Here is an 11,033-nt window from a genome sequence, read left to right as displayed (position 1 = left end):
CGCGCGCGGTGATGGCGGTTGTCGCTGGGAGGCTGGCTGGATTGGGTCATGCTTCATGCTACTCATTCCCACTCCGCAGTGCAAATTGCCACCTTTTACCCCTTGACAACGCCACTTTTACGCTAACCTATGACAATTAGGGCAAGCCCGGCCCCTACACCAAACGTCATGCCGCATCGCACACCGCGCGCGGTCTGGCCGTTCTCAGCATGACACAGCGTGTGATAGTGGATGCCGGCCAACTGCATGCCGGCATGACGACCGTCTCTCACGGTAGATTATACTGTGCGGCCTGATGGATGTCCTGCGGAGTCAGTTCGGGGTAGGCTGCGATCACGTCCTGTTCCGACCAGCCGGACGCCAGCAGGCGTAGAATAATGCTGAGCGTGATGCGTGTGCCACGGATGATTGGCTGGCCAAGACAGATCAGCGGGTCAGAAATGATTCGGTCGAGTTTTTCCATTGGCACCTCACTTCCGCCTCTATTTTCGCATAATTGACTGCCACCGGCAAAACCGCATGCAGAATATCGAATTAGCCATCACTCGCCGTGGCGTGGCGGTTGGACGGGCGTCAGCCCGACGCCCGACCTGGCATTTGTGGAAAAGATAGATCGCGTGGGAATGGGGTAGGTGCGCGCTGTGCGGCTGTTTCTAGGCTTTGACAATTCACGATTGTAGCGCTAATCTTAAATCCGGCCTGCGCCCATGTCCCCGACGCGCGCCAATCACATCTTGCGGAGTCCATCAGCGATGAAGTATCTTCATGGCTTGCTCTTGCTGCTGATCGTTCTGCTCCTGTTGGGCTGTTCCTTTGAAGCGGATACACCCGCACCCCCGACCGCCACACCCGCTGCTGCCGCACCGACGATTATCTACACGCCGCAGTCCCTGCCAACCATTGCCACCCAGCCGCCGCCGCCGCCGCCCACGCGCGCCGCGACGGCCACCGCGGCGCCTGTGGCTGCCGGCTCGACACCCGTTCCGCAGGCGGCCATCAACAGCGAAATGGTCGATATTCCGGCCGGCCCCTTCAAGATGGGCAGCGATAACGGCGCCCCGGACGCCAAACCGCAGTCCGAGGTCAATCTGCCGGCCTACCGCATCGACAAGTTCGAAGTCATCAACGCGGACTTCAAGAAGTTCGCGGACGCCACCGGCTACAAGACCGAATCCGAAAAGTCCGGCGATACGGATACCTGGCTGTCGTACGCCAAGAGCAAAGACCAGAACCCGGTCGTCAAAGTCTCCTGGAACGATGCCGACGCCTTCTGCAAGTGGGCCGGCAAGCGCCTGCCGACCGAGCAGGAGTGGGAGAAGGCTGCGCGCGGCGCCGACGGGCGCGCCTACCCCTGGGGCAACGACTTCGATCCGAAAAAAGCGAATTCCAAAGAAGGCGGCGTTCGCGCCACGACGGTCGTCGGATCGTACGGTGCGGGCGCGAGCCCGTTCGGCGTGCAGGATATGGCCGGCAATGTCTCCGAGTGGACGGCCAGTGAACCGGCCGTTTATCCCGGCGGCGCCCGCACCGGCAAAATCTTCACGCCTGGCACCCGCATTGTGCGCGGCGGCGGCTGGTTTGACACCAAGGAGTATGTGTCCGCATTCGTGCGCAACTCCGGCGTGCTGTCGGCCGCTAACGATGATCTGGGTTTTCGTTGCGCCAAATAGTCCGTGCGCGGCGGCCCGACCGGCCCCGCGCCCGACCGGAGGAGGTGATGCCCTGCAAAGATGCCCGGCAGTTCAGCATGTGCACGATTAGAGCGTCATTTCACACGTCGATTTGCGTTTCAAAAGGAGATAGCCTTACATGAAGAAGTCTCTGCTCGTCAACGCCCTGCTGGCGCTGACGCTGTTGGTCCTGCTCGTGCCGACGGCCAGTGCGGCGCCCACCAACGCGCTGACGGACTGCGCGAAGACCTACACGATCGCAGCCAACGACTGGCTGTCCAAGATCTCGGACAAAGAATACGGCAGCGTCACCGCGTACTGGCCGCTGATGGCTGCGACCAACCAGAAGAACGTCGCGGACAAGACCTACGCGCGCATTGAGAACGCCGACCTGATCGAAGTCGGCTGGAAGATCTGCGTGCCGGCCAAGGCCGACGCGGATGCGTTCCTCAAGGCGTTCGACCCGAACAAGCCGTGGCTGCTGTTCGGCGCGGGCAAGAAAGGCCAGTTGCTGGTCGGCTCGTGGTGGACCAACGGCGGCGAGTTCGCCGGCCTGAACGAGATGTTCAAACTGTACAAAGCGGCGAACCCGGATGTCGAAATCGTGAATGCGGCGATCGCCGGCGGCGCGGGCACCAACTTCAAGGGCCAGTTGCTGACCCAGTTGCTGGGCGGCGTCGCGCCGGATACCTTCCAGTTGCATGCCGGCCTCGAAGTCGAGACATACAACCCGCCCACGCTGGTGGTGCCGGTGGACGACGTGTACAAGAGCGCGAACCTGGAAGCGGCGTTCCCGAAGGACCTGCTGACCCTCTTGAAGTACAAGGACGGCCACTACTACGGCGTGCCGGTGAACATCCACCGCGCCAACGTGCTGTGGTACAACAAGGCCCTGTTCACCAAAGCCGGCATTACGAAGGCCCCGGAGACCTGGGACGAGTTCTTCGCCACGGCCGACAAGCTGAAGGCCGCCGGCATCACGCCGGTCGCGCTGGGCGGCAAGGACGGCTTTGAGTTGCAGCACACCTTCGAGACGATCCTGGTCGGCACACTGGGCGCGGATGGCTATCGCGGCCTGTGGACCGGCAAGACGTCGTGGAAGGACGCGAAGGTGACTGATGCGCTGAACACGTTCAAGAAGTACATCACGTACGCCAATGCCGATCATGACGCGCTGTCGTGGGCCTCAGCCACCGCGCTGCTCATCAACGGCAAAGCGGCGATGAACATCATGGGCGACTGGGCCAACGGCGAGTTTACCGCGGCCAAGTTCACCGACTACGGCTGGGCCCCGACCCCGGGCAGCAAGGGCATCTACGACGCCCTGTCGGACTCGTTCGCGCTGCCGGCGAAGGCCCCGAACGTAGACAATGCGAAGGCGTGGCTGGCGCTGGCCGGTTCCAAGGCCGCCCAGGAGAAGTTCAACCCGGCGAAGGGTTCGATCTGCGCCCGCACCGATTGCGACCCGGCGTTGTTCAACGCCTACCTGCAGTCGGCGATCAGTGACTGGAAAGTGAACGCGATCGTGCCGAGCGTCGTGCACGGCGCGGCGGCCACCCCGAGTTGGGCCTCCAAGGGCTACTCGGACCCGGTCGTGCTGTTTGCGTCGACGGGCGACGTGGCCAAGGCGCAGGCGGCCCTGGTCGCGGCGGCCGCAGCCGCAGGCTTCCCGCAGTAAGCGTTTCATTATACATGCGTGGCTGACACGGATGGCGGATGGCAGGCGTGGCCTGCCGTCCGCCTTCTAATACTATTTCAACTTGGCCCTGTCCTCAAAGCGATTGCGTAAGTGCAACTGCCGCTCCCTCATCCCCTTGCTCCCCCTCCCCGCGAAGCTGAGAGGGGGCTGGGGGAAGGGCAGAATTTGGCGGTGTGCCGCGTGCTCATGCGACATGCACATGGGGACATTTTCAATTTGAAACAGTATAATATGCGCCGCCGGCCCTGAGCCGGCGGCCGGGTGACGGGTCAATCGTTATGAGCCCCAAACATCGCAACTGGGAACGGGTTGTCTCAATCCTGCTGCTGCTGCCGTCCATCCTTGCGCTTGGGATATTCGTTTACGCATTCATCGCATGGACCGGCTACATCTCGCTGGCCAAGTGGGACAGCGCCGCGCCGGATTTCACCTTTGTCGGCCTGCGCAACTTCGAGCACTTGTTCATTGGCGACGGCACGGATGCGATCCGCTTTCGCTACGACCTGCGCAACATGGTCGGCTTCACGGCCTTCTTCCTGTTGAGCTGTATTATCATCGGCTTCGGGCTGGCGGTCCTGCTCGACCAGCGCGTGCGCGGCGAGGCCGTCTTCCGCAGCATCTTCCTGTTCCCGATGGCGGTCTCGTTCATCGTGACCGGCGTAGCGTGGCGCTGGATGCTGACGCCCGGCGAAGCGAACGACCCGGTCGGCGTCAACATCATTTTCACTCAGCTTGGGCTGAAAAACTTGCAGTCCACCTGGTTCACGGATCCGACCATTGCCTATCTGTCGCCGGATTCCGGCGTGGGTGCGATCCTGAACAGCATCGGTCTCGGGTTTCTGACGACCAAAGATTTCGGCTACCCGTTGGCGATTACTTCGCTGGTGATCGCGGCGATGTGGCAGCTTTCTGGCTACACGATGGCGCTCTATCTGGCCGGCCTGCGCAGCGTGCCCGACGAGTTGCGCGAAGCGGCGCGTATGGACGGGGCGAGCGAGGTGCAGGTCTACCGCCACATCATCCTGCCGCTGTTGCAGCCGGTGACGCTGAGCGTGGTGATCATCCTGGGCCACATCTCGCTGAAGATCTTCGATCTCGTGGTGTCGATGACGGGCCCAGGGCCGGGCTTCGCCACCGATGTGCCCGCCTACAACATGTGGAAGACAACATTTGACGCGACGTTGTTCTCGCAAGGAGCGGCGATCGGCCTGGTGCTGCTCGTGCTGGTCGCTATCCTGATCATCCCGTATCTGCGCTACAGTATTCGCGCGGAAGCCCAGGTGTAACCGCTATGACGACCGCGACTCCCCGGGCGCCCGCCCGCCACTTTCACCCGCTGCGCATCGCGCTGTATGCGGTGCTGGTCCTGGCCGCCCTGTTCTACCTGACGCCGATCTACGTGCTGCTGATCACCGGTTTCAAGAGCTCGACCGAGGCGCAGAACATCTTCAACATGTGGGTCCCGCCCGACGTGATCAGCTTCCGCGCCTTCCAGACCGCCTGGTTTGGCGCCGCGGACACGGTGGGCCTCCAGCAGGGCTTCTGGAACAGCGTGCAGTTGGTGGTGCCCGCCACGCTGATCTCGTCGATGATCGGCTCGGTCAACGGCTACATCCTGGCTAAGTGGAAGTTCCGTGGCGCGGACCTGCTCTTTCCGCTAATCCTGTTCGGCATGTTCATCCCGTACCAGAGCATCCTGATCCCGCTGGTGCAGACCTACCGCATCTTCGAGCAGTTTACCGGCATCAAACTGTTTTCGACGATCCTCGGGCTGATCGTAGTGCACTGCATCTATGGCATTCCGATCACGACGCTTATCTTCCGCAACTACTATGCGTCGATCCCGACGGAAATGATCGAGGCGTCGCGCATCGACGGCGCGAATATCTTCACGATCTACCGCTACATTTTGTTCCCGCTGTCGGTGCCGGCGTTCGTCGTGGTGCTGATCTGGCAGTTCACCTCGATCTGGAACGACTTCCTGTTCGGCATTTCGCTGGCCAATGATCCGCGCGTCTACCCGATTACCCTGTCGTTGAACAATATCGCCGGCTCGTTCCATGTGCCGTGGAACATCCAGATGGCGGCGGCGCTGCTGACCGCCGTCCCGCCGCTGCTGGTGTACATCTTCCTCGGCCGCTACTTCATGCGCGGCCTGATGGCGGGGTCGTTGAAGGGGTAGCGGGGCAGGCCCGTGCCGGCGGGGTCATCCAAAGCGGGAGGGCGCGCAGATGGCTTGCGATTACGATGTGCTCGTCGTCGGCGGAGGACCCGCCGGCGCGCTGGCGGCGCGCACCGCGGCGCAGGGCGGCTTGCGGGTGCTGCTGGTGGACAAGAAGAGCGAGTTGGGTACCCCCGTGCAGTGCTCCGGCGCGCTCAGCGCCGGCGCACTCGACGATTGTGATGTGCCGGCTGACCCCGAGTTCATCGCCGAGCCGGTCTTCGGTTTCCTGACGTATTCTAATTCGGGCGAGCCAAGCCGTCTCGACTACCGCGCCTTTGGTCGCCGCGAGCCGCTCGGCTACGTGGTGGACCGCAAGCGCTTCGACCGCTACCTGACCCGGTTAGCGGCGGCGGCCGGCGCCGAGGTGTGGCTGAAAGCGCGCGTAGTCGGGCTGGCGCGCGCCGCCGGAGCCATCACGGCGCAGATCGAACGTTTCACCGATCGCTGCGCGGTGAGCGCGCGCGTGGTCGTCGGCGCCGACGGCATCATGTCGCAGGTTGGGGTGATGGCCGGCCTGCGTGTCGCGGCGCCGCTGGGCGACATCGCTTCGTGCCTGCAGTACGTGGTCGAGAACGTCGAGACATGCGGCTTGCTGGAAATCGTGACGGGCCACGCCCACGCGCCCGGCGGCTACGCCTGGGTCTTTCCCAAAGGGCACGGCATGGCCGAGGTGGGGCTGGGCGTGGCGCGCGACCGTACCGATCGCGACGCGCGCTGGTGGCTGGAGCGTCTCATGAGCGATTCGTTCATGGCGCCGCGCTTCCGCCACGCTCGCATCGCCGAAGTGCAGGGCGGCGGTGTGCCGCTGTCCGCCGCGCTGAAGCAGATGGTCGCCGACAACGTCATACTGATTGGCGACGCGGCGCGCCACGTCAACCCAATCACGGGCGGCGGCATTCACATGGCGATGCGCGACGGGCGGCTCGTGGGCGCGTTCCTGACGGAACACCTCGCCGTCACATCAGACTGCTCACGCCAGGCGCTGCGGTCGTGCCAGGCGCGCTGGCAAGCGCAGTTGGGACGCACGCATGCGGAGCTGTACCGCCTCCGGCGCGACATCTTCCGGTCTCCGGATCCGGCCCAGCAGGATCGCGCGCTGTTTGAAACGCTGGGCCACTACTTCCATCCGGACTCCAAATATCGCAAGGTCTAGAGCGCTTCTGCAAAAAGCTCTGCGACAAACGTCCATGCCTCGCAAACAACAGCCCGTGACGTTCGACGTGATCTGGCCCGCGTGCATCCATTGCGGTGCGTGCGTGGCGGTGTGCCTGCAAGGTGAGCCGTTCGTGTCGCCGTTCGATACGATCGCCGTCGCGCTGCCGTGCGCGATTGCCTGCATGCGCTGTGTGGCGGTGTGCCCGACGAGCGCGGTCGCGCCGCAGCCGCTTGCCGCGGGAGCGGCGGCATGAAGCGCGTGGTGCTGGTGCGGCATGGCAGCACCGATGCGAACGTCGGTGGGGTGATGCGCGGCTGGTCGGATGATCCGTTGAGCACGCTGGGTGTTCAGCAGGCGGCGCGCACCGCGCAGTTTGTGCGCACGCTGCCGCCGGTGGATGTCATCTACACAAGCACGCTGCCGCGCGCCATTCAGACCGGCGAAGCGATTGCGCGCGCGCTGGGGCGCGAACTGCACGCGCGCGACGACCTGCGCGAGTTGAATCTCGGCGCGCTGGAAGGGCGCACGGAGCGGGAGTTATGGGCATACTTCACGCGCGGAGCGGACGACGGGCGCGGCGCGCGCGTGATGCAGGACGTGACGTTTCCTGGGGGCGAATCGGCGAAGGGATTCCTGGCGCGCGTGCTGACGGCCTGGGCGGACATCGGACAGCAGCATGCGGGATCGGTGCTGGTCGTCTCGCACGGGGTCTTCAGCATGGTCTCGCTGGGCCTGTGGTTAGAGCCGGATTTCACCCGCTGGCCCCGCTTCCGCACGGACAACTGCGGGGTGAGCGAGGTGGTATTTGCGCCCGCGCCGGAGGTGGTGCGACTGAACGAGACGACGCACCTGCGGGATTGAGCGCGTGTGGGGAAGCGGCGCATGCCGGCGCGCGCTCTATTTTTTTACGCGGCCCATCGCCCAGGCGCTCGCCAGGCTGATCAGCGCGCCGAGCGCGAACGGGGCCGCCGGGCCGAAGAGCGGCGTCAATTGCGCGCCGACGACCGGGCCGCCGGCGCTGACGAATCCTTGCACCGCGCCGAGCACGCCGACCACGCTGGCGCGCGTTTCCGGCGTCGTCAGCCGCGACTGCTCGGCCTGCTGCGCGATGAGCGCCAGTTCCACGACCATGAAGTTGGCCAGCACCGGCACGACTCCCCACGCCAGCGTCGGCGCGACCATCCATGCGATGAGCGTCAGCGTCGTACCGAGACAGCCGGCGATGATCACGCGCCGGTTGCTGGTGCGGTCGGCCCAGTGTCCGCCCCACAGCCCGAACGCGACGCCGGTCAAGCTGGCTGCGCTGGTCAGCAGGTTAATCTCCGTCTCGCTGGCTTTCCAGACGTCGGCGCTGAACAGTGTATAGAACGGACCGGAGAGCGTCAGTGTCTCAGCCAGCGCGAACAGGCAGATCGAAACGGCGAACCAGATAAGATTAGGGGAGACCGCCGCGCGCAGTTGCCGCGCCGAAGGCGGCGCGCCGCGCGGCCCCTCGCGCATCAGGCTGCCGCGCGCCAGCGCCGTGCCCGCGATGATCAGCCCGTGGATCACCATCAGCGAGCCGATGCCCATGTTGAACTGGCTGATGCACAGCGCGCCGAGTGCGGGGCCGACGGTCATCCCGAGGCCGATGGAAAACTCAAACAGGCTGAACGCGCGCGCCTGCGCCTCGCGCGGCACCGACTCGCTGATCAGTGCGAAGAGCGCCGGCCACTGCGTGCCCATCAGCATGCGCGTGCCGGAGTATGCCAGCAGGACGATGCGCCAGTCGCTGGTCGTGCCGGCAATCAGGAACATGGGCGTGGCGCCGAGCATGGCGAAGAGAATGGTGCGCCGGCCGATGCGGTCGGCCATCAGCCCGCCCACCGCCTGCAGGAACGTATTCGCCAGTAACGCCACCGTGAACGCCACGCCGATCTCGCTGTCGCTCGCGCCCAGTTGCCGGTAGTACAACGGCAGCAGCGCGCTCCACAGCCCGTTGCCGACCGTGTTGAGGAAGCCGGTGCTGACGGCAATGACCAGGTTGCGATTCCAGAATGTCCCGCTCGCGCTCATACTCACTCGGCTAATGCGTCGTGCACCGCGACGTTCATCGCCGGCCTGACGCGCCACAATGTGAAGGCGGCGTAGATGCCGGCCAGCATGTAGACGGTGCCGGCCACGAACAGCAGGTTCAGCGTGCCGAGTGGTTCCACCAGCGGCCCCAGCGCTGCCATGGCAAACAGCGTCATGCCGTTGCGGACGACCAGCGACAGGCCGAGCATACGCCCGCGCTGCGCGCCCGATGCCTCAGCCTGGATGATCGTGTCGACCAGCACCATCACCATCGCGAACGTGATCGTCTGCGCGAAGACGATCAGGAGCGTGACGGGGAACCAGAGCAGCATCGCATACGGGTAGTACGTGAAGCCGGTGACGATGACGGCGACGGTAAACACGCGCAGGATCGACCAGCGCGCGGTGAGCGGCTTCATCAGCAGCGAGCCGAGGATGGCGCCCAGACCGGCGCACGAGAGCAGCAGCCCGTAGCCGGCGTCGCCCGCGTTGAGCACCTGCTTGACGAGCAGCGCTTCGAGGATGATCAGCGCGCCGCCGCCGAAGTGCACGCCGAGCGCGGTGATCAGCACGTGCCGCACGGTGGCGTGGCCGCGCGCGTAGTGCAGCCCCGCACGCAGGTCGCCCAGCCAGCCGTCCGGGTGCGGATCGTGATGCACGTTCTGCGTGTAGCGCACGCGGCTGATGGCGAACAACCCGCCCAACTGGAGCACCGCCAGCAGGCCGAACGCCACCTGCGCGCCCGAGGCCGCCACCAGCGCGCCCGCCAGCAGCGGCGCGGTGGTCAGCGCGATATTGAAGTTCATCGCCGTCAGCGCGTTGGCGTCCACCAGTTCGCCCTCGGCCACCACATCGGGCAGCATCGCCAGGTATGCGTTGCGCGCAACCGTCAGGCAGAAACTCGCAATGGCGATCAGCACAAAGAACTGCTCGATCGTTTGCGCGAACGCGTACAGTGCGTACGCAGCGGCCGTGATGCTGCCGGCGATCAGCCAGATCAGGCGGCGGTTGTAGCGATCGGCCAGCACGCCCGAAATGGAGCCGGCAACCATCGCCGGCAGCGTCTGCACCGCCCAGGCGCCCGCCAATGCCGCGCCCGAGCCGGTCAGGTTCAACACGTAGAGCGTGACAGCCGTGAACGAGAGCATCTCGTCAAACGACGAGAAGATCGTGGAGGTCCACAGCCAGCGGTAGTTTCGGTTGTGCGCCAGCAACGGCAGGCGATGGCGGATTTGGGTAAGGAACATAGGCGGCCTTCAACGTGGCTGCAAGCATGTGATTATACCATGCTGAAGTCCGCCCGGAGCGATCGACCATGCGCTGTGATCAGGGCGTACGTGCGGACGCAGTTCCCGATCGATCGGGGTTCTCGTCGTCCAGCGCCCATTGCAGCGGGTTGTTTTGAATATAGGCGCGGATGCGATCTAGTGATTCGCTATTACGGATAACGTGCTCGTAGTAGTTGCGTTGCCACAATTTCCCTGGGAATGCCGGCCACGCCGATTGCCCAACCCCACGGACGTACTCATTCGTTGTCATCGTTTTGAACCACTGCATCATGGTCGGCAGGGACGCACCTGCGTGTGCGCCCGATGGCCCGATGCGTGGACGCCCTTCGCAGCGGCATCCAGGGCGACACGCCGGTCGCCCCCTACAATCACGATAATGCCATGAAAATGATTGGGCATCACAACGTATTCATCGGTTTCCACGTTGGCAAACTTCCGGTTCATTTCCAGCCACCACGTCTCGACCATGCGCCCGGCATCATTCAACCGCATCGCGTCATCCACGATATCCCCCAGCAGGCATAGTCGCAGTTGGACAACGACCGTGACGAAATACGCTCCGGCGCTTGCGTAGTCGTAGCCCTTCAGTCGAATCGAACGACGGTGGTGGATTTGCAGATCGTATTTCACGGCGATGGCCTCAGCAAATGCCCTGATCCGAGCCGACACGCCGGTCGGCCCCTACGATTGGCCTGGTAGGGGCGAACCTGTGTGTTCGCCCTCACCGATTGGCCTGATCCGGGCCGACACGCCGGTCGGCCCCTACGTATGCGCGGTGTAGGGGCGAACCTGCGTGTGCGCCCGATGCGTGGACGCCCTTCGCAGCGGCATCCAGGGCGACACGCCGGTCGCCCCCTACAATCACGATAATGCCATGAAAATGATTGGGCATCACAACGTATTCATCGGTTTCCACGTTGGCAAACTTCCGGTTCATTTC

General features: G+C 64.2%; 10 protein-coding genes and 1 pseudogene. 7 read left to right on the top strand and 4 right to left on the bottom strand.

Features of this window, described 5'->3' with window-relative positions:
- Positions 1-268 precede the first annotated feature (268 nt).
- Complete coding sequence (locus tag HZB53_20890; protein MBI5880113.1) at positions 269-463, bottom strand: DUF433 domain-containing protein; 195 nt, start codon at positions 461-463, stop codon at positions 269-271.
- 289 nt (positions 464-752) lie between these two features.
- On the opposite strand from HZB53_20890, the gene HZB53_20885 reads away from it, so the two are divergent.
- The 7 genes from HZB53_20885 to HZB53_20855 all read left to right on the top strand — a co-directional run bounded on the left by HZB53_20885 (position 753) and on the right by HZB53_20855 (position 7,610).
- On the top strand, positions 753-1,670 hold the full coding sequence (locus HZB53_20885) for an SUMF1/EgtB/PvdO family nonheme iron enzyme (protein MBI5880112.1): 918 nt from the start codon (positions 753-755) through the stop codon (positions 1,668-1,670).
- Between the two features lie 328 nt (positions 1,671-1,998).
- Positions 1,999-3,348 carry a carbohydrate ABC transporter substrate-binding protein gene (locus tag HZB53_20880; GenBank protein MBI5880111.1) on the top strand — a complete coding sequence of 450 codons (1,350 nt, stop codon included), beginning with the start codon at positions 1,999-2,001 and terminating at the stop codon, positions 3,346-3,348.
- A gap of 299 nt (positions 3,349-3,647) precedes the next feature.
- Entirely contained in the window at positions 3,648-4,655 is a 1,008-nt protein-coding gene (locus HZB53_20875) for a sugar ABC transporter permease (GenBank protein MBI5880110.1), read from the top strand.
- Positions 4,656-4,660: 5 nt separating this feature from the next.
- Positions 4,661-5,551 carry a carbohydrate ABC transporter permease gene (locus tag HZB53_20870; protein ID MBI5880109.1) on the top strand — a complete coding sequence of 297 codons (891 nt, stop codon included), beginning with the start codon at positions 4,661-4,663 and terminating at the stop codon, positions 5,549-5,551.
- 49 nt (positions 5,552-5,600) lie between these two features.
- A complete protein-coding gene (locus HZB53_20865; protein ID MBI5880108.1) occupies positions 5,601-6,746 on the top strand; it encodes an NAD(P)/FAD-dependent oxidoreductase in 1,146 nt (381 codons plus the stop codon).
- A 34-nt stretch (positions 6,747-6,780) separates the two neighbouring features.
- Positions 6,781-7,002: a hypothetical protein gene (locus tag HZB53_20860; GenBank protein MBI5880107.1), complete on the top strand. Its 222-nt coding sequence runs from the start codon at positions 6,781-6,783 to the stop codon at positions 7,000-7,002.
- Complete coding sequence (locus HZB53_20855; GenBank protein ID MBI5880106.1) at positions 6,999-7,610, top strand: histidine phosphatase family protein; 612 nt, start codon at positions 6,999-7,001, stop codon at positions 7,608-7,610. The genes HZB53_20860 and HZB53_20855 overlap by 4 nt, the downstream gene beginning before the upstream one ends.
- A 36-nt stretch (positions 7,611-7,646) precedes the next feature.
- On the opposite strand, the gene HZB53_20850 is transcribed toward HZB53_20855, so the two are convergent.
- From HZB53_20850 to HZB53_20840, 3 genes and pseudogenes are all read right to left on the bottom strand, one after another.
- Entirely contained in the window at positions 7,647-8,804 is a 1,158-nt protein-coding gene (locus HZB53_20850; GenBank protein MBI5880105.1) for an MFS transporter, read from the bottom strand.
- Positions 8,805-8,806: 2 nt separating this feature from the next.
- Complete coding sequence (locus HZB53_20845; protein ID MBI5880104.1) at positions 8,807-10,051, bottom strand: MFS transporter; 1,245 nt, start codon at positions 10,049-10,051, stop codon at positions 8,807-8,809.
- 79 nt (positions 10,052-10,130) lie between these two features.
- Positions 10,131-10,723 (bottom strand): annotated as a pseudogene (locus HZB53_20840) (transposase).
- Positions 10,724-11,033 lie beyond the last annotated feature (310 nt).

The organism is Chloroflexota bacterium (assembly GCA_016235055.1).
Taxonomy (GTDB): Bacteria; Chloroflexota; Anaerolineae; order JACRMK01; family JACRMK01; genus JACRMK01.
This window is presented reverse-complemented; position numbering and strand designations above follow the sequence as displayed.

Excerpts from the sequence above, each read along its gene's own strand:
- HZB53_20850 (MBI5880105.1), bottom strand. The coding sequence starts at position 8,804 with ATGAGCGCGAGCGGGACATTCTGGAATCGCAACCTGGTCATTGCCGTC.
- HZB53_20880 (MBI5880111.1), top strand. The coding sequence starts at position 1,999 with ATGGCTGCGACCAACCAGAAGAACGTCGCGGACAAGACCTACGCGCGC.
- HZB53_20870 (MBI5880109.1), top strand. The coding sequence starts at position 4,661 with ATGACGACCGCGACTCCCCGGGCGCCCGCCCGCCACTTTCACCCGCTG.
- HZB53_20885 (MBI5880112.1), top strand. The coding sequence starts at position 753 with ATGAAGTATCTTCATGGCTTGCTCTTGCTGCTGATCGTTCTGCTCCTG.
- HZB53_20875 (MBI5880110.1), top strand. The coding sequence starts at position 3,648 with ATGAGCCCCAAACATCGCAACTGGGAACGGGTTGTCTCAATCCTGCTG.
- HZB53_20865 (MBI5880108.1), top strand. The coding sequence starts at position 5,601 with ATGGCTTGCGATTACGATGTGCTCGTCGTCGGCGGAGGACCCGCCGGC.
- HZB53_20860 (MBI5880107.1), top strand. The coding sequence starts at position 6,781 with ATGCCTCGCAAACAACAGCCCGTGACGTTCGACGTGATCTGGCCCGCG.
- HZB53_20855 (MBI5880106.1), top strand. The coding sequence starts at position 6,999 with ATGAAGCGCGTGGTGCTGGTGCGGCATGGCAGCACCGATGCGAACGTC.
- HZB53_20890 (MBI5880113.1), bottom strand. The coding sequence starts at position 463 with ATGGAAAAACTCGACCGAATCATTTCTGACCCGCTGATCTGTCTTGGC.
- HZB53_20845 (MBI5880104.1), bottom strand. The coding sequence starts at position 10,051 with ATGTTCCTTACCCAAATCCGCCATCGCCTGCCGTTGCTGGCGCACAAC.